Source organism: Actinophytocola sp. (genome assembly GCF_036402745.1).
GTDB lineage: Bacteria > Actinomycetota > Actinomycetes > Mycobacteriales > Pseudonocardiaceae > Actinophytocola.
The window spans coordinates 15,489-32,689 of the sequence record NZ_DASWSJ010000058.1 but is presented as its reverse complement, the minus strand read 5'-3'; the positions used below and the strand labels follow the sequence as shown (position 1 = coordinate 32,689).

Annotated in this window: 15 protein-coding genes, 1 pseudogene and 1 riboswitch; of the genes and pseudogenes, 6 read left to right on the top strand and 10 right to left on the bottom strand. The window is 74.5% G+C overall.

Going from position 1 to position 17,201, the window contains the following annotated elements; genetic code table 11:
- Positions 1-15: 15 nt before the first annotated feature.
- A complete protein-coding gene (gene cbiE, locus VGD70_RS06115) occupies positions 16-1,212 on the bottom strand; it encodes a precorrin-6y C5,15-methyltransferase (decarboxylating) subunit CbiE (RefSeq protein ID WP_331078983.1) in 1,197 nt (398 codons plus the stop codon).
- Positions 1,213-1,404: 192 nt separating this feature from the next.
- Positions 1,405-1,515: riboswitch (cobalamin riboswitch) on the top strand.
- Positions 1,516-1,545: 30 nt separating this feature from the next.
- Here cbiE and VGD70_RS06110 point away from each other — a divergent pair.
- Genes VGD70_RS06110 through VGD70_RS06100 form a run of 3 tightly spaced genes read left to right on the top strand, consistent with a single transcriptional unit; the run spans position 1,546 to position 5,511 of the window.
- Positions 1,546-3,486, top strand: a complete 1,941-nt coding sequence (locus VGD70_RS06110) for a putative cobaltochelatase (RefSeq protein WP_331078981.1) — start codon at positions 1,546-1,548, stop codon at positions 3,484-3,486.
- Positions 3,487-3,499: 13 nt separating this feature from the next.
- Positions 3,500-4,114 (top strand): cob(I)yrinic acid a,c-diamide adenosyltransferase, encoded by a 615-nt coding sequence (cobO, locus tag VGD70_RS06105; RefSeq protein ID WP_331078979.1) that lies wholly within the window; start codon positions 3,500-3,502, stop codon positions 4,112-4,114.
- A 5-nt stretch (positions 4,115-4,119) separates the two neighbouring features.
- Positions 4,120-5,511, top strand: coding sequence for a cobyrinate a,c-diamide synthase (locus tag VGD70_RS06100; RefSeq protein WP_331078977.1), 1,392 nt, complete (start codon positions 4,120-4,122; stop codon positions 5,509-5,511).
- Here the strand turns inward: VGD70_RS06100 and VGD70_RS06095 are convergent.
- Positions 5,484-6,077: pseudogene (locus VGD70_RS06095) on the bottom strand (CbtA family protein); the annotation flags it as partial. The gene VGD70_RS06100 and the pseudogene VGD70_RS06095 overlap by 28 nt on opposite strands.
- 41 nt (positions 6,078-6,118) lie before the next feature.
- A complete protein-coding gene (locus tag VGD70_RS06090) occupies positions 6,119-6,337 on the bottom strand; it encodes a CbtB domain-containing protein (protein WP_331078975.1) in 219 nt (72 codons plus the stop codon).
- A gap of 204 nt (positions 6,338-6,541) precedes the next feature.
- On the opposite strand from VGD70_RS06090, the gene VGD70_RS06085 reads away from it, so the two are divergent.
- Positions 6,542-7,084, top strand: coding sequence for a histidine phosphatase family protein (locus VGD70_RS06085; RefSeq protein ID WP_331078973.1), 543 nt, complete (start codon positions 6,542-6,544; stop codon positions 7,082-7,084).
- A gap of 7 nt (positions 7,085-7,091) precedes the next feature.
- Here VGD70_RS06085 and VGD70_RS06080 read toward each other — a convergent pair whose 3' ends face one another.
- From VGD70_RS06080 to VGD70_RS06070, 3 genes are all read right to left on the bottom strand, one after another.
- The gene (locus VGD70_RS06080) at positions 7,092-7,457 is read right to left on the bottom strand and encodes a YchJ family protein (RefSeq protein ID WP_331078985.1); all 366 of its coding nucleotides are present in this window, start codon (positions 7,455-7,457) and stop codon (positions 7,092-7,094) included.
- A gap of 89 nt (positions 7,458-7,546) precedes the next feature.
- Complete coding sequence (locus tag VGD70_RS06075; protein WP_331078972.1) at positions 7,547-8,329, bottom strand: endo alpha-1,4 polygalactosaminidase; 783 nt, start codon at positions 8,327-8,329, stop codon at positions 7,547-7,549.
- A 9-nt stretch (positions 8,330-8,338) separates the two neighbouring features.
- Complete coding sequence (locus VGD70_RS06070; RefSeq protein WP_331078970.1) at positions 8,339-9,136, bottom strand: class I SAM-dependent methyltransferase; 798 nt, start codon at positions 9,134-9,136, stop codon at positions 8,339-8,341.
- A 161-nt stretch (positions 9,137-9,297) separates the two neighbouring features.
- Here VGD70_RS06070 and VGD70_RS06065 point away from each other — a divergent pair, with 161 nt between their 5' ends.
- Together VGD70_RS06065 and VGD70_RS06060 are read left to right on the top strand one after the other, a co-directional pair.
- Positions 9,298-11,700: a CDP-alcohol phosphatidyltransferase family protein gene (locus VGD70_RS06065; RefSeq protein WP_331078968.1), complete on the top strand. Its 2,403-nt coding sequence runs from the start codon at positions 9,298-9,300 to the stop codon at positions 11,698-11,700.
- 2 nt (positions 11,701-11,702) lie between these two features.
- A complete protein-coding gene (locus VGD70_RS06060) occupies positions 11,703-12,485 on the top strand; it encodes a class I SAM-dependent methyltransferase (RefSeq protein WP_331078967.1) in 783 nt (260 codons plus the stop codon).
- On the opposite strand, the gene VGD70_RS06055 is transcribed toward VGD70_RS06060, so the two are convergent.
- Genes VGD70_RS06055 through VGD70_RS06040 form a run of 4 tightly spaced genes read right to left on the bottom strand, consistent with a single transcriptional unit; the run spans position 12,457 to position 17,107 of the window.
- On the bottom strand, positions 12,457-13,875 hold the full coding sequence (locus VGD70_RS06055) for a PLP-dependent aminotransferase family protein (protein ID WP_331078965.1): 1,419 nt from the start codon (positions 13,873-13,875) through the stop codon (positions 12,457-12,459). The two genes, VGD70_RS06060 and VGD70_RS06055, sit on opposite strands and share 29 nt — an antisense overlap.
- Positions 13,872-14,969, bottom strand: coding sequence for an alpha-hydroxy acid oxidase (locus VGD70_RS06050; protein WP_331078963.1), 1,098 nt, complete (start codon positions 14,967-14,969; stop codon positions 13,872-13,874). Before VGD70_RS06050 ends, VGD70_RS06055 begins: the two co-directional genes overlap by 4 nt.
- Positions 14,959-15,891 (bottom strand): alpha/beta hydrolase, encoded by a 933-nt coding sequence (locus tag VGD70_RS06045; RefSeq protein ID WP_331078961.1) that lies wholly within the window; start codon positions 15,889-15,891, stop codon positions 14,959-14,961. The genes VGD70_RS06050 and VGD70_RS06045 overlap by 11 nt, the downstream gene beginning before the upstream one ends.
- Positions 15,881-17,107, bottom strand: a complete 1,227-nt coding sequence (locus tag VGD70_RS06040) for a cytochrome P450 (RefSeq protein WP_331078959.1) — start codon at positions 17,105-17,107, stop codon at positions 15,881-15,883. Before VGD70_RS06040 ends, VGD70_RS06045 begins: the two co-directional genes overlap by 11 nt.
- Positions 17,108-17,201: the final 94 nt, after the last annotated feature.

The window sequence follows — 17,201 nt, the reverse complement described above, 5'->3', positions numbered from 1 at the left end:
CGGCGGAAAGTTCGGTCATGTTCGCGCCACCTCCCACTGGGTCACCGGCATCATCGGCTTCCACCCGGTGAAGCCGCCGACCGGGGCCGCCCTGCTGATCTCGAGCTTGGTGAGCGTGCCACCCACGGTCGCCTGCCAGCGGGTGAGCACCGCCTCGGACTCCAGCGTCACCGCGTTGGCGACGAGCCGCCCGCCCTCGGGCAGCGCCGCCCAGCACGCGTCGAGCACGCCGTCGCCGGTCAGCCCGCCGCCGACGAAGATCGCGTCCGGCGTCGGGAGCCCGTGCAGCGCGTCCGGCGCCCGGCCGTGGACCACCCGCACGCCGGGGACGCCGAGCATCCGGGCGTTGCTCTCGATCCGCTCGACCCGCTCCGGCCGCGACTCGACGGCCACCGCCCGGCAGGTCGGGTGCGTGCGCATCCACTCGATGGCGACGCTGCCCGACCCGGCGCCGACGTCCCACAGCAGCTGCCCGGGCAGCGGGCCGAGCGCGGCGAGCGTGACCGCGCGGACCTCGCGCTTGGTGAGCTGGCCGTCGTGCTCGTAGGCGTCGTCCGGCAGCCCGGGGCCGCGGCCGAGCGAGGTGACGCCGGGTGCGGCGCGGCAGTCGAGCGCGATCACGTTCAGCCCGCCGACCGGTGCCGACCACGCCGCGGCCGTGCCCTCGTGCCGCCGCTCGGCCGGCCCACCCAGCTCCTCGAGCACGGTCATCGTGGTCGGCCCGAACCCGCGGGCCTGCAACAGCTGCGCCACCCGCGCCGGCGTGTCGCCGTCGGCGCTGAGCACCAGCACCCGGCGGTCGGGCAGCACCAGCAGCGACTCGACCGGCCGGCCGACCAGGCTCACGACCTCGACGTCCTCGGCCGGCCAGCCGAGCCGCGCGCACGCCAGCGAGACCGCCGACGCGTGCGGGATCACCCGCAAGGACTCCGGGCCGAGCAGCCGCGCGAGCGTGCCGCCGATCCCGAACAGCATCGGGTCGCCGCTCGCCAGCACGCAGACCCGCCGCCCGGCATGCTCGGCGAGCAACGGCTCGACCGCCGCCAGCATGGGCGAGGGCCACGTGACCCTCGTCGCATCGCCCGCCGGCACCAGCCCGAGCTGCCGACCGCTGCCGACGAGCACCTCGGCCTGCCCCAGCGCGTCCTGAGCCGCGGGCGACAGGCCGGCCCAGCCGTCGGCACCGATCCCGACAACGGTGATTGGTTCCACGGGCGTGCACCGTAATCGACGGTGACATCGGCTCGCTCCGCTCACGGCGACATCGGCTCGCTCCGCTCACGGCGACATCGGCTCGCTCCGCTCACGGCGACATCGGCTCGCTCCGCTCACGGCGACATCGGCTCGCTCCGCTCACGGTGAGTGGGCCCTGCTGGCCACGGGTCCGGACTTCTGACACGATGCGGGAGACGAACAGCAGGGTGTGCGAGGAAACCAGTGTGAACCTGGTGCGGTCCCGCCACTGTGACCGGAGCGATCCGGGAGCCAGACACTCGCCCCCCGCTGATGCACCGACTCGGGCGCGGACCCGGGGAAGGACAGCGAATGACCGCGGGTTACCCGTTCTCGGCCGTCGTCGGTCACGACGATCTGCGGCTGGCTCTCCTGCTCAACGCCGTACATCCCGCCATCGGCGGCGTGCTCGTGCGGGGCGAGAAGGGCACGGCCAAGTCCACCGTCGTGCGTGGCCTCGCCGCGCTGCTGCCACCCGTCGCGGTCGTCGAGGGCTGCCGGTTCAGCTGCGACCCCGCCGCGCCGGACCCCGCCTGCCCGGACGCACCACACGACCCCGCGGCCGCCACCCGGCCGGCCCGGCTGGTCGAGCTGCCGGTCGGCGCCACCGAGGACCGGCTCGTCGGCTCGCTCGACCTGGAGCGCGCGCTCACCGCCGGCGTCCGCGCCTACCAGCCGGGCCTGCTCTGCGCGGCACACCGGGGCGTGCTCTACGTCGACGAGGTCAACCTGCTGCCCGACCACCTCGTGGACCTGCTGCTCGACGCCGCGGCGATGGGCCGCGCGCACGTCGAGCGGGAAGGCGTGTCGGTCTCGCACGCGGCGTCGTTCCTGCTGGTGGGCACGATGAACCCCGAGGAGGGCGAGCTGCGGCCGCAGCTGCTCGACCGGTTCGGGCTCACCGTCGAGGTGGCCGCGGCCCGCGAGGTCGACACGCGTGCGGAGGTGATCCGGCGGCGGCTCGCGTTCGAGGCCGACCCGGCCGCCTTCGCCGCCCGGTGGTCCACATCGGACACCGAGCTGGCGCGGCGGATCGTCGCCGCGCGGACCGCCCTGCCGGCGGTCCGGCTGCCCGACGCGGAGCTGCGCCGGATCGCCGCGCTGTGCGCGTCGTTCGACGTGGACGGCATGCGGGCGGACCTCGTGCTGGCCCGCGCCGCGGTGGCACATGCCGCGTGGCGGGGCGCCGGGGCGGTCGAGGAGCGCGACGTCGAGGTCGCCGCCCGGCTCGCGCTCCCCCACCGCAGGCGCCGCGACCCGTTCGACGAGCCCGGCATCGACGAGGAGACCCTCCAGCAGGCCCTGCGCGACGCCGCCGAGAGCGCCGAGCCACCGGAGCGCGGACCCGACGACCCGGACGGCGGCGCGCCCGCCCCCGAGGAGTCCACTGTGGATGGAAACGGGGCGCCGCGGGACCAGCCGGCGACACCGCCGGCGGCCGCGCCCGACCCCGCGTTCCGGGCCAGGCTGCTCGAGGTGGCCGGCCTCGGCGAGGGCGCACCCGGCCGCCGGTCCCGGGCCCGCTCGGCGGCCGGCCGCACGCTGCGCGCGTCACCGACCCACGGCCGCGGCGTCCACCTCGTCGGCACGCTCACCGCCGCCGCACCCCACCAAGTCGCCCGCGGCCGCACCGGCGCGGGCGTGCTGCTGCGGGCCGGCGACCTGCGGCACGCGGTCCGCGAGGGCCGGGAAGCCAACCTCGTGCTGTTCGCCGTGGACGGCTCGGGTTCCATGGCCGCCCGCAAGCGGATGTCCGCGGTCACCGGCGCGGTGATCTCGCTGCTGCTGGACGCCTACCAGCGCCGCGACAAGGTCGGCCTGGTCACCTTCCGCGGTACGGGGGCCGACCTCGTCCTCCCGCCGACATCGTCGGTGGAGGCCGCGGTCGCCCGGCTGCGCGGGCTCGGCACCGGGGGCCGCACCCCGCTCGCCGAGGGGCTGCTGCGCGCCCGGCGCACGCTGGCGGTCGAACGGCTCCGCGACCCGCAACGCCGGCCGCTGCTCGTGCTGGTCACCGACGGCCGCGCGACCGTGCCGATCGCCGCCGACCCCGTCGAGGACGCCCTGCGCGCGGCCGGCCTGCTCGCCGCGGACGGCGTGGCGAGCGTCGTCGTCGACTGCGAGCGCGGGCCTGTCCGGCTCGGGCTGCCGGCCCGGCTCGCCGGTGCCCTCGGCGGTGCGTGCGTGCGGCTCGACGAGCTGTCCGCCGACCGGGTGACCGGCGTCGTGCGGGCCGCCCGGCGCGCGGCCTGAGAGGGGATGTCCTGTGCCACAAGGAAAGCCGGAGACCGTGCCGGACGACGGGCTCACCACGAGGCAGCGTCGCAGCCGGCCGCTGCTGATCGTCCACACGGGAGAGATGAAGGGCAAGTCGACGGCCGCGTTCGGGCTCGCGCTGCGGGCATGGAACCAGGGCTGGCCGATCGGGGTGTTCCAGTTCGTCAAGTCCGCCAAGTGGAAGGTCGGCGAGGAGACCGCGCTGCTCGCGCTCGGCGAGGTCCACGAGCGGACCGGGCAGGGCGGCCCGGTGGAGTGGCACAAGATGGGTGCCGGCTGGTCGTGGTCGCGCAAGCCCGGCACCGAGGTCGACCACGCCGAGGCCGCCCGGGAGGGCTGGCGGGAGATCGCCCGGCGGCTCGCCGAGGAGCGGCACACGCTCTACGTGCTCGACGAGTTCACCTACCCGCTGAAGTGGGGCTGGGTGGACGTCGCCGAGGTCGTCGAGACGCTGGCCGGCCGGCCGGGGCACCAGCACGTGGTGATCACCGGCCGGGACGCCGACCCGGCCCTGGTGGCCGCCGCCGACCTGGTCGCCGAGGTGACCAAGGTCAAGCACCCGATGGACGCCGGGGCCAAGGGGCAGAAGGGAATCGAGTGGTAGGCCGGGTGGTCGTCGCCGCACCCGCGTCGGGCAGCGGCAAGACCGTCGTGGCCACCGGGTTGATGGCGGCGCTGCGCCGGGCCGGGCACCGGGTCGCGCCGTTCAAGGTGGGCCCGGACTACATCGACCCCGGCTACCACACGCTCGCGGCCGGGCGGCCCGGTCGCAACCTCGACCCGGTGCTGGTCGGCGAGCCGCTCGTCGGGCCGCTGTTCGCGCACGGCTCGGCGGGCGCGGACCTGGCGGTCGTCGAGGGCGTGATGGGACTGTTCGACGGCCGGGTCGGCGGCGGCGGGTTCGGCTCCACCGCGCACGTCGCGGAGTTGCTCGGCGCGCCGGTGCTGCTGGTGGTGGACACGCGGGGGCACAGCTCCAGCCTCGCCGCGCTGCTGCACGGCTTCCGCACCTGGCGGCCGGAGGTGCGGCTCGCGGGCGTGATCCTCAACCAGGTCGGCTCGGACCGGCACGAGGCGGTGCTGCGCGACGCGTGCGCCGAGGTGGGCCTGGAGGTGTTCGGGGTGCTGCGCCGGCATGCGGCCGTCGAGGTGCCGTCCCGCCACCTGGGTCTCGTCACCGCCGCCGAGCACGGGCCGGCCGCGCTGCGGGCGGTCGACGCGATGGCCGACCTGGTGGCCGGCGGCGTCGACCTGGCCGCGATCGTCCACTTGGCACGGACCGGCCCGCGGTTCGACCCGTGGGTGCCGGGGATCGAGCCGGTGCGTGGCGGGCCGGTGGTCGCGGTCGCGGGCGGACCGGCGTTCACCTTCGGCTACGCGGAACACGTCGAGCTGCTCCGCGCGGCCGGCGCCGAGGTCGCGATCGCCGACCCGTTGCGGGACACCGCGTTGCCGGCCGGCACCGCCGGACTGGTGCTACCCGGCGGCTTCCCGGAGCAGTACGCGCCGGAGCTGTCCGCCAACGCCGCGCTGCGGGCCGCGGTGGCCGGCTCGGGGGTTCCCGTGCACGCCGAGTGTGCCGGCCTGCTCTACCTGGCCCGTTCCCTCGACGGCAACCCGATGTGCGGGGTGCTCGACGCCGACGCCACCATGACCGACCGGCTCACGCTCGGCTACCGCGACGTCGTCGCGACCGCCGACTCGGTGCTGCACCCGGCCGGGACCAGGCTGACCGGGCACGAGTTCCACCGCACCACGGTCACCCCGGCCCACGGCGAGCCGCCGGCCTGGCGATGGCACGGCGGCTCGGACGGGTTCGCCGGCCCGGCCCTCCATGCGTCCTATGTGCACACTCACCCGGCGGCGAGCCCGGCCTCCGTCGCGCGGTTCGTGGCGCGGTGCGCGGCCCGGTCGAGCAGCGCGGCGAACGCGACGCCGATCGTGGCCCACAACACCGCCTGGGTGCCCAGCGAGGCGACCCGGAACTCCCAGAGCGGCTGAGCGGGGAAGCCGTCCGGCACCTCGTGGAAGTGCGGCAGCAGCACGGCGACGACCGCCACGGCGACGACGTACCCGACGCCGGCGCCCACGGCCGCGAGCCAGCCCGCGCGGGCGAGCCTGCGGTAGGCGTAGGTCGCGAGCACCGCCAGGACGACGGAGAGCCCGACCATCGCGAAGTACGTCGCCGTGCGGTCGCCGATCGTCTCCGCGCGGCCGACCGCCGGCGGGTTCGGCGGGTAGACGAGGTAGGGCACCAAGCAGACCGCGACGAACCCGACCGCCGCCACCACCAGCGCCGTGGCGCGTGGGGCGAGCGGGCCGATCCGCCCGTGGGCGAACGCGAAGGCCAGCGCGAACAACCCGCCGAGGGCGGTGCCGAACGCGCAGGTGGCGATCGCGAGCCCGAGCGTGCGCTGGACGTCCCGGGTGACCGGCTCCCCGGCGGCCGTGCCGTGGTCGTGCCCACCGGCCTGGTCCTCCAGCGAGATGGCGACCTCGACCGGCGGCTCACCGAACACGGAGGCGAACCCGAACGCGAGGACGCCGCCGAGCAGGCCCGCGAGCATGCCGAGGACAAGCAACGAGCGCATGGACATGGGTCCGCCGCTCAGTGGCAGGGGAAACCGAGCAGGTGCCGGCCGTCGTGCACGAGCTCGTGCAGGTACGTGCCGTCGAAAAGGGACAGCGCGCCCTGCTCGGTGCTCACGAAGTACATCACCAGGACGAACAGCAGCCCGGCGAAGACGGCCCACGGCAGGATCTGCCGGACGGGGATGCTGGGAATGCTGAGGGGAATGGGGGCAGGGGAGCTGACGGCCTGCGACATGGCGCCTCCTCGGGCTGCACGCGGCCCGGTCGTGGAGCGTGACGATGGCGCGGGGTCTGACTTGTGCCTGAGCACTCACAGTGGCGCGGCCGTGCCGGACTCTCACCGGCTTCCTCGTACCATCTCGGTCAGTCGCAACGTATTCAGCAACGGCCGGCCTTGTCAATGGGACGTGCGGGCAGGCCACCACCCAGCAGGAGCCGGATGACCACCCGCCTGGTCCTGATCTGCCACGCCGCGACGTCGGCGACCCGCCGCGCGGCGTTCCCCCTCGACGAGCCGATCGAGGCCCCGCCGCCCGCGTACGCCGGCCGCGCCGACCTGACCCTCAGCGCCCCCGCGACCAGCTGCCGCCAGACCGCCGGCGCCTTGGGCCTGACCCCCATGATCGACGAGCGCCTGCGGGACTGCGACTACGGCCACTGGGCCGGCCGGACGCTGGGCGACCTCGCGTCGGCCGACCCGGCCGCCGTCCACGAATGGCTCACCGACGCCACGTCCGCGCCACACGGCGGCGAGTCCACAATGGACCTGCTGGACCGGGCGGCCGGCTGGCTCGACGACCTCCCGCGGGACCACCGGCGCATCGTGGCGGTCACCCACCCGTCGGTGATCAAGGCCGCCGTGGTGCACGCGATCCTCGCCACCCCGCGGTCCTACTGGCGCATCGACGTGCCCCCGCTGTCCCGGACGGTGCTCTCCGGCCACCCGGCGAAGTGGACCCTGCGCTCGCTCGCGGCCACCTAGGTATGGCTCAGAGCGCGTCGACGTAGAGCCAGGCGCCGTCCTCGCGGACGAAGTGGCTGTTCTCCTGCTGCACCCCGGCCTTGCCGCCGGCCCGGTAGTGGGCGCGGAACTCGACGGTGCCCTCGGTGTGGAACGGCCCGCCACCGGTATGGCCGACGATCTCGAGTCCCGTCCACTCGCGTGCCGGGTCGAGCCGCAGCCGCTTCGGCCGGGTCGACGGGTGCCACGTGGCCAGGAGGTAGGCGTCCTCGCCGAGGGCGAACGCGCTGAACCGCGACCGCATCAGCTGCTCGGCGGTCGCGGCCCGGACCTGCCCGGAGTGCAACCGCCCGCAGCACGCGGCGACGGGCTCCCCCAGGCCGCACGGACACATCGACGACACCGGGCGAACGCTACTCGCCGGCCCAGCAGTCGATCTCCGGGAGGGAGCTGCTCCCGGCCCGGCGGCGGGATCCGTGACGCTCAGCAGGCGTCGTAGGTGTGCTCGGGTGCGTCCGGGGTGGTGAGCGCGACGTCGCGGAGGACCACGGACAGCCGGTCGCCGAAGCCGGCGCAGGTCGTGGCGAAGTCCTCGCGGCGGTACTCGATCACCAGGACCGCGTCGCCGTAGACGCCGGTGTAGCCGGCGCACTCGTCGTAGCGGCCGCACTCCTCGGCGATCGCGAAGTCGAACCCGGCCGCGTGCGCCTCGGCGGCGATGTCCGGCGCGTTCTTCTGCCCGATGGCGAGGTTCGCGTCGTGGGCCGCGCGGGTGAGCAGCGTCGCGTAGGCCAGCGCGGCGGAGCGGTCGACGAGGCCGCCGGAGCGGTCGTAGGTGTCCAGGTTGTCGATCTCCACGGCCTCGTACCCGTCCGCCGCGCAGCCGGCGATCCACGGCCCGACGATGCCCGCGATCGCCTCCCGGTTGGCCGGGGTGGTGATGTCGAGGAGCAGCTCGCCCCACTCCTTGTCCTCGACGTAGTTCCCGTGGGCGTCGCGCAGCAGCAGCTCGTCGTGCTCGCGCCGCCACCACCCGATCGCGTCCGGCTGGGTCTGGAACCCGTTGACGTAGCAGACGTTGTAGGCCCCATCCGCCGGCGCGGCGGTCCGGTCGCGCACCACCAGCCCCACACCGTCCGGCGGCGGGTACGCCCCGCCGAGCTGGTAGTCCGCCGGCACGTCGGCCGGAAACGCGGCGACCGAGGACCCGTCGGCACGCCCGCACCCCGCCACGACCAGAGCGAGCAGGACGACCAGCCGGAGCACGCCCCGACCCTACGCGGGCAGCGCCAGCAGGTCCTCGTGGTGGACGGTGACGCTCAGCTCGCCGGCCGCGCAGGCCGCGAGGCGGCGGGCAAGGTAGTCCTCCACGCGCAGGTCCGGGTCCTGCTCGACCGCGGCGCCGACCCAGCCGCGGAGCCATTCGGCCATCAGCGGGGCCTGCGCCGGGCCGAGCCGCCACGGGCTGGGCCGCCGGAGCACGGTCGCGCCACGACTCTCGAAGGCGGCGGCGGCCACCTCCACCGCGTCCGGGCCGAGCAGCCGCCGGCCGCCGGTGGTGCGGCGCTGGTGGGCGTTGAAGGCGGTGGCGAGCAGGTTGTCGAGCGGGTCTACTGGGTCGAGCTCGACCCGGCCGACCACGGAGAGCGCGAGGTAGGCGGGGCAGCCGGCCTCGACGCACGCGGCGGCGAGCGCGGCCACCTCCTCGGCGGTGCACAGGTCGAGCAGCGCCGAGCCGGTGACCAGCGAGGTGACCGCGAGGTCCGGGGCGGTCAGCGAGGTGATATCGCGCAGGTCGGTGACCGCCGTCGCCTGGCTCGGGAGGTTCCCGGCCGCGCGGGCGAGCAGGTCGGGGTCGCGGTCGGTGAGGATCCAGAACTGCGGGCCGGGCAGCCGTTTGGCCAGCCAGCGGCCCATCGAGCCGGTGCCGCAGCCCAGGTCGCGGATGACGAGCCGCCGGTCGGCCAGGTGGGCGCGCAGCGGCTCGAGCAGCTCGGCGGAGCGGGCCACGGCGTCGGCGCCCTCGCGCAACACGAGCCACTCCGGGGCGAACTGGGGGGTGGACACGGTCACGCGGACCTCCAGGTCGTCTGTCCGGTCTCGGCTCACCCATCAGTACGCAACCCGTGGATGAGAAGTTCACCGCGCTGGTCACGACCCAATAGTCGAGTCCATAGAACCATCCGGAGCCGCCGGACGTATTGACCGTCGAGACCAGACCTCGGGAGGAACGCGTGGCCGAACAGACAGCATCTCCGGTGCGGACGATGACCGCCGGGGTGGCCGCGCAGGTCGTCCTGCTCGTGGCGCTGACCATGGCCGCCGGGCTCGGCCCCGCGGGGTGGCTCGCCGGCATCGCGTTCGCGACGGTCGGCGTGGCCGCGCTCACCGTCGGGCTGCGCCGGTTCGGGGCCCGCTCGTTCGGGCCGGCCGACCTGGTGACGATGACCAGGGCGATCCTCGCGGGCGGCGTGACGGCGCTCGTCGTGGACACCACCCCTGGGCCTGTCCCGGTCACGCCCCTGGTCGTCCTCGCCGCGGTGGCGCTCGCCACCGACGCAGTCGACGGCCGGGTGGCCCGGCGCACGGGCACGGTCTCCGCGTTCGGCGCGCGGTTCGACATGGAGGTCGACGCGTTCCTCATCCTCGTGCTGAGCGCCTACCTCGCCACCACGCTCGGCCCGTGGGTGCTGGCGATCGGCCTCATGCGGTACGCGTTCGTCGCGGCCGGCCGGGTGCTGCCCTGGCTGCGGGCCGACCTGCCGCACAGCATGATCCGCAAGACCGTCGCGGCCGCCCAGGGCATCGTGCTCACCGTCGCGGCCGCCGACCTGCTCCCGCACGTGGCCTCGGTCGTCCTCACCGGGCTGGCGCTGGCGGCGCTGACCTGGTCGTTCGGCTACGACCTCGGCTGGCTGCACCGGCACCGCGAGACCGCGCAGGCGGCGGTGGCTTTGGCCGTGGCACCCGCGGCCACCCGGTCGCGCAAGCGCCGGGTCCTGGCCGGCGTGACCACCGCGCTGGCCTGCGTGCTCGTGCTCTTCGCCCTCGTCGGCCCGAACCAACTCGGCCGGCTCACGCCCCAGGCGTTCGCCCGCATCCCGCTGGAGGCGCTCCTCGTCGCGGCCCTCGTGCTCGTTCTGCCGACGCGGACCCGGCGGGTCGCGGTGTGCGTCGTCGGCGTGGGCCTCGGCCTGCTGACGATCATGAAGTTCGTCGACATGGGGTTCTACGAGACCCTCGACCGGCCGTTCAACCCGGTGTTCGACTGGAGCTTCTTCGGGCCCGGCGTGGACTTCCTCGCGGAGTCCGTCGGCGGGTTCGGCGCGATCGCCGCCGTGGTCGGCGCCGTCCTGCTCGTCGGCGCCATCCTCGTCCTGATGACCCTGGCGATCCTGCGGCTCACCCGCATCGCGGTGGGGCACCGCACCACGGCGACCCGCACGGTGGCGTTGGTCGGCGTCGTCTGGGTCGTGTGCGCCGCGCTCGGCGTGCAGGTCGGCCCGAAGGCACCGGTCGCGTCCAACGCCGCGGCGAACGACGTCTTCGACGAGGTGCGCCAGGTCCGCTCGGACCTGCTGGACCCGCAGCGGTTCGCCGAGGAGGCGGCCGTCGACCACTTCCGCAACATCCGCGGCGACCAGCTGCTGACCGGGCTGCGCGGCAAGGACGTCGTCCTCAACTTCGTCGAGAGCTACGGGCGCGTCGCCATCGAGGACCCGGCGATCGCGCCGGGGGTCGACGCGGTGCTCGACGCCGGGACCAAGCGGCTGCGTGCGGCCGGGTTCGACGCGCGCAGCGCCTTCCTCACGTCGTCGACCTTCGGCGGCGGCAGCTGGTTCGCGCACTCCACGCTGCAGTCCGGCCTGTGGATCAACAACCAGCAGCGCTACGACTCGCTGGTGGTGACCGACCGGCTGACCCTCACCGGCGCCTTCAAGCGGGCGGGCTGGCGGACGGTCGGCACCGCGCCGCAGATCAACAAGGACTGGCCCGAGGGCGACTACTTCGGCTACGAGAAGCAGTACGGCGCCAACAACGTCGGCTACCGGGGCCCGCAGTTCACCTACTCGAAGATGCCCGACCAGTACACGCTGTCCTACTTCCAGCGCACCGAGCTCGCGCCGGCCGACCGCGCGCCGGTGATGGCGGAGATCGACCTGACGTCGAGCCACTCTCCCTGGGCCCCGCTGCCGACGATGGTCGACTGGAAGAACGTCGGCGACGGCTCGGTCTTCGACCCGATGCCCGCGGCCGGGAGGTCCCCGGACGAGTTCTGGCCCAACCCGGCGCCCGTGCGCAAGGAGTACGGGAAGTCGATCGAGTACTCGCTGGAGAGCCTGATCTCCTACGTCGAGACCTACGGCAACGACAACACGGTGCTGATCTTCCTCGGCGACCACCAGCCGGCCCCGATGGTGTCCGGCAGCGGCGCGAGCCGCGACGTCCCGATCACGATCGTGGCCCGCGACCCGGCCGTGCTGGACCGGATCTCCGGCTGGGGCTGGGAACCCGGCCTGAACCCGACCCCGCACGCCCCGGTGACCCGCATGGACACCTTCCGGGACCGCTTCCTCACCGCGTTCGGCCCCTCGGGCGCGGCACCCCGCCACCAGGCCAGCCCGAAGCCCCGGTGACCATGACCGACAGGCAGGGGCACAACGACGCGGTGCTGGCGCAGTTCCGGCTGCAGGCGGCGACGTTCACCGACTCCGGGTTCGCCGCCGCCGGGTTGGGCTGGATCGTCGCGGAGCTGGCGCCGTCGCCCGGGGACCGGGTCCTCGACGTCGCCGCCGGGGCCGCGCACCTCGGCCGGGCGCTCGCACCGCACGTGGCGCACGTCGACGCGCTCGACCTCACCCCGGAGATGCTCGACCAGGGCCGGCGGCTCGCGGCAGGGCTGGGCAACGTCGCGTTCGTGCGCGGCGACGCCTGCTCGCTGCCCTACGGCGACGGGCGGTTCGACCTCACCGTGTGCCGGCTGACGCTGCACCAGGTCGCCGACCCCGCCGCCGTCGTCCGGGAGATGGTCCGGGTGACCCGGCCGGCCGGCCGGGTCGCGATCGTCGACCTCGCCGCGGCCGGCGATCCCGCGGTCGCGGCGGAGGCCAACCGGCTGGAGCGGCTGCGCGACCCGAGCCACGGCCGGACGCTGACCGTCGCCGAGATCCACGAGCTTCTCGCCGCCGCGGGCGCCGAGGTGCTGTCGACCTCTCGCCACGACAACCCGGTGGACGTCGAGGACTGGCTGACCCGCACCGCGACCCCCGCCACCGCCCGCGCCGAGATCCACACCCGCTTCGCCGAGGAGCTGGCCGGCGGCCCGCCCACCGGCCTGCGCCCGCGACCCGGCGGGACGCTGACCCACGAGTGGGCCATGGTCGTCGCGGGGGTCAGCGGGCCGCGGCCAGCTCGTCGGTGATCAGGCGGGTCAGCCGGTCCAGGCCGACCTCGAGCTGGGCCGGGGTCACCACGCTGCAGGCCAGGCGCAGGGCCCGGACACCCTCCCGGCCGTCGATCCCGGTGTCGTAGAAGTGGTGCATCGGCGTCCACAGCACGCCGTAGTCGCGGGCCGAGCGCTCCAGCAGGGCGTCGTCGACCACGAACGGCACGGTCACCACCACGAAGAAGCCGCCCGCCGGGACGTTCCAGCGGACCGGGGACTCCGGGCCGAAGCGGGCGGCCAGGCCCTCGACCACCCGGGCGCGGTTCCGGGCGTAGACCTCCCGCTCCCGCACGTTGGCCTTCGCCAGGCTGCACCCGTGCTCCAGCAGCTTCCCGCCGACGATCGCCTGGGCCAGCGCGGGGGTGTTCACCGTCAGCATGCTCTTGATCTTCGACAGCTCGTCGGCGAACAACCCGACCGAGCCGTCGGCACCGGTGACCGTCTGGTCGGCCACCACGTACCCGACCCGCGCGCCCGGCAGCACCGTCTTCGCGAACGAGCCCAGGTAGACCACCCGGCGCTGCTCGTCCATCGCCTTCAGCGTCGGCACCCGCTCGCCGTCGCCGTGGAACAGGCCATACGGGTTGTCCTCGAGCAGCAGGAAGTCCTCCTCGCGCGCGAGGGACAGCAGCGCGCGGCGCGTCGCGGTGTTCATGCTCACGCCGGACGGGTTGGCGAAGTCCGGCATCACGTAGCACGCCCGCGGCCGCAGGCCGGCCGCCCGCGCGCCCTGGACCTTGGCGAGCAGGTCGTCGAGGTCGATCCCCGCCGGGCCGCCGGACACCGGGAGCACCGGCAGGTCCACCAGCCGCGCCGCGCCGGTGAGCCCGACGTAGGTCGGCGACACGGCCAGCAGGATGTCCTTGGGCCCGGACCGCAACGCCCGCAGCACCAGGACCATCGCCTCCTGGCAGCCCACGGTGACGACGATGGACTCCGGGTCGACGGCGATCCCCTCGTCCAGCTCGAGGTTGGTCGCCACCAGCCGGTGCACGATCCCCTTCGTGCGCCCGTACTGGAACAGCGTCCGGCGCACCTGCTCGGCGGTGTGGCCGAGGTCGTCGCGGAGGTGGCGGCTGAACGTCTCCAGGTACCGCGGCAGCGCGTCGATCTCCCAGAACTCCTCGAACGGCCGCCCGGCCGCCAGCGACACCGCGTCCGGGTAGTGGTTCGCGACCTCGTTGAGGAAGTTCATCGAGTTCAGCGCCGGGTCCTCGAGCGACGGGTGCAGGTCCGCGGTGCTCAGGTCGGTCCGCACCTCGGGTACCGCCGCCGGCTCCTCGACCGGCACCACGCCGGCGACGGGCGCCGGTGCCAGCGCGGCGACGGGTAGGTCCTCGGCGGGTGGCAGGTCGGCGACGCTCATCGAGCCCTCACAGTTCGAACGGTGGACACGGTCCGCGCCGCGGCGACGTCGGCGCAACCGGCCAGCGTCATGGCGTCGCGCAGCTCGGTGGCCAGCAGGGACAGCACCTGGCCGACCCCGCGGACGCCGCCGGCCGCGAGGCCGTACAACACCGGCCGGCCGACCAGCACGCCGCGTGCCCCGAGCGCCAGCGCGCGCAGGATGTCGGTGCCGCTGCGGATCCCGCTGTCCAGCAGCACCTCGCAGCGCCCGCCGACCGCGTCGACCACCGCGGGCAGCGCGTCGATGCTGGGTGCCGCGCCGTCCAGCTGGCGCCCGCCGTGGTTGGACACGACCACCGCGTCCACCCCGGACTCGACCGCGCGGGCGGCGTCCCTCGGGTCGAGGACTCCCTTGACCACCAGCGGAAGCCGGGTCCGGGTCCGCAGCCACTCGAGGTCCGCCCAGCCGAGGTTGGGCGCGAACGCCTCGGCGGTGTGCGCGGCGATCGCCGACCCGCCGTCCACCAGCTCGTGCGCCCGGCCGGCGGACCCCTCCTCGAGGTTGGCGGCGACCACCTCGTCGGGCAGGACGAAGGAGTTGCGGAGGTCGCGCAGGCGCCGGCCCATGATCGGCACGTCGACGGTGACCATCAGCGCCCGGCAGCCGGCCTCCTCGGCCCGCGCGACCAGGTCCTCGACGAGCGGCCGCGAGCGCAGCCAGTACAGCTGGAACCAGGTGGCCGCGCCGACCTTCGCGATCTCCTCGAGCCGCACGCTGCTCAACGTGCTCACCACGTACGGAACCCCGGCGATCTCCGCCGCCTCCGCGACGGCCAGCTCGCCGTCCGGGTGCAGCAGCCGCTGGTAGGCCATCGGCGCCACGGCGAGCGGCAGTGACGCGTCCGTGCCGAGCAGCCGCGTGGCCGGCGAGGCGTCGGCGAACCCACCCAGCACCCGCGGGAGCACGGCGACCGTGTCGAGCGCGGCCCGGTTCGCCGCGAGCGTCGTCTCCGCGCCGCTGCCGCCGGACACGTAGTCCCACAGCTCCTTCGGCAGCCGGTCCTCGGCCAGCCGCGTCACGTCGGCGACCGAGAGCGGCGCGTCACCGGTCATCGGACACGGTCTTCCGCAGGTACTCCGCCGCCTGCCGGACGGCGGCCCTGGCCCCGTCGAGCACGCCGGACATCGTGAAGAACCCGTGCGCCAGCCCGGCGTAGCGGGTGAGCTCGACCGGCACGCCGGCCTCCCGCAGCCGCTCGGCGTAGCGCTCGCCCTCGTCGCGCAGCGGGTCGTACTCGGCGGTGATCACCAGCGCCGGCGGCAGCCCGCCGAGGTCCTCGGCGAGCAGCGGGGACACCAGCGGGTCGCGGCCGTCGTCCGGGGTGGACAGGTAGTTGCGCCAGTACCAGTCCACCGAGCTCCGGTTGAACATCCAGCGGTCGTCGTTGTCCCGCAACGACTCCGTGTCCGCGTGGTAGCAGGTGTTGGGGTAGACGAGCAGCTGCGCGGCCAGCGCCACACCCTTCTCCCGCGCCAGCAACGTCGTCGCCGCGGCCAGGTTCCCGCCCGCGCTGTCGCCGCCGACCGCGATGCGCGCGACCCCGAGCGGCCCGGCGTTCTCCGCGACCCACGAGACCGCGGCGAAGCAGTCGTGCACCGCCGCGGGGAACTTGTGCTCGGGCGCGAGCCGGTAGCCCGGGGTCACGACCTGGCAGCCGGCCGCGTTGGCCAGCGCCCGGCACACGCCGTCGGAGGTGTCGATGCCGCCCAGCGTCCAGCCGCCGCCGAAGAAGTACACGAGTGTCGCGAGTGGACCGTCGTGGTCCGGCCGGTAGATCCGGACCGGCAGCTCCCCGGCCGGCCCGGGGAAGGTCCGATCCTCCACATGGGACACCGGCTCGACGTCGCCGCCGCCGGCCTGGATGTCGGCCAGGTCGGCCGCGCGCGCCTCGGCGAGCGACAGCTCGTACAGCGGCCGGGCGTCCGCCGCGATCCGCTGCGCCCGCATCGCCCGCACCTGTGGGTCAAGCGGCACCGCGACCTCCGGTGGTCACCGGGATGACGCCGTAGCCCCGCAGCAGCAACCCGTCGCTGCGCACCGGCTCCCGCGCGATCGCCAGGTCCGGGAACCGCTGGAACAGCCGGGGGAACGCCAGCCGACCCTCCAGCCGGGACAGTGCGGCGCCGAGGCAGAAGTAGCCGCCGCCGCCGAAGCTGAGGTGGCCGACGTCCGGGCGGGCCGGGTCGAAGGAGTCCGGGTCGGCGTGCTTGCGCGGGTCCCGGTTGGCCGCGCCGATCAGCACCATGATCACGCCGTCCTTGGGCACCGGCACCCCGGCCAGCTCGGTGTCGTCCGCGGCCACCCGGCTCAGCAGCTGCACCGGGCTGTCGTGGCGCAGGATCTCCTCGACGCAGCGCGACGCGAAGTCGGCGTCGGCGCGCACCCGGTCCACCAGCGCGGGCCGCGCGAGCAGCGGCAGCAACCCGTTGCCGAGCAGGTTCATGGTGGTCACGAAGCTCGCGTTGAGCAGCACGACGAGGTTGGCGACGAGCTCGATGTCGCTGATCCGGTCGTCCCCGGAGTCGATCAGCTGGACCAGCCCGCTCACGAGGTCGGTGCCGGGCGCGGCCCGCCGCTGGGCGATGAGGCGCAGGTAGTAGTCGGTCAGCTCCAGCACCGCGTCGTCGGCGGACCGCAGCTTCTCCGGGCTCTTGCCACCCAGGTCGAGGTACCGGTCGATGTGCTGCGCGCGCTCGCGGAACCACGCGAGGTCGGACTCCGGCAGGTCGAGCAGGAAGCCGATCACCTTGGTCGGGAACAGGTAGCCGAACTCGGCGACGAAGTCGACCTCGGCCCCGCCGGCGCCCAGCTCGGCCATCCGGTCGAGCAGGCCGTCGATCGCGCCCAGCAGGTCCGCCTCCAGCGCGGCCACCCGGCGCGCGGTGAAGATCTTGTTGAACAGCCTGCGCATCCGGCCGTGGTCGGGCTCGAGGCTGAACATCATCGACCGGGACAGCGTGGCCAGCACCGGATGGTCCAGCTTGTCCGCCGGGCCGAGGGTCTTGATGAAGCGCGGGTCGCGCAGCACCTCGTCGACGGCGTCGAAGCCGTTCGCGACGGCGGCGTACACGCTCGTCGCCTGGTCCAGCGCGGACGCGGGTCCCAGCTCGTGCAACATCGCGTACCACGGGTTCGGATCCTGTCGCGCGGCTTCGGTGTACAGCTCGGCGACGATCGCGTCTGCGTCCACTGTTGTTCTCGTCCTTTCCATCCCCGACGTGACACCAGGTCACCGGCACGCGGCCCCGGCGGCCGCGAGGGCGACCGCCGGGACCACGTGTCTT

Bases quoted from the DNA above. Each gene is read 5' to 3' on its own strand.
- VGD70_RS06110 (WP_331078981.1), top strand. From the start codon at position 1,546: ATGACCGCGGGTTACCCGTTCTCGGCCGTCGTCGGTCACGACGATCTG.
- VGD70_RS06090 (WP_331078975.1), bottom strand. From the start codon at position 6,337: ATGTCGCAGGCCGTCAGCTCCCCTGCCCCCATTCCCCTCAGCATTCCC.
- VGD70_RS06085 (WP_331078973.1), top strand. From the start codon at position 6,542: ATGACCACCCGCCTGGTCCTGATCTGCCACGCCGCGACGTCGGCGACC.
- VGD70_RS06080 (WP_331078985.1), bottom strand. From the start codon at position 7,457: ATGTGTCCGTGCGGCCTGGGGGAGCCCGTCGCCGCGTGCTGCGGGCGG.
- VGD70_RS06060 (WP_331078967.1), top strand. From the start codon at position 11,703: ATGACCGACAGGCAGGGGCACAACGACGCGGTGCTGGCGCAGTTCCGG.
- VGD70_RS06055 (WP_331078965.1), bottom strand. From the start codon at position 13,875: ATGAGCGTCGCCGACCTGCCACCCGCCGAGGACCTACCCGTCGCCGCG.
- VGD70_RS06050 (WP_331078963.1), bottom strand. From the start codon at position 14,969: ATGACCGGTGACGCGCCGCTCTCGGTCGCCGACGTGACGCGGCTGGCC.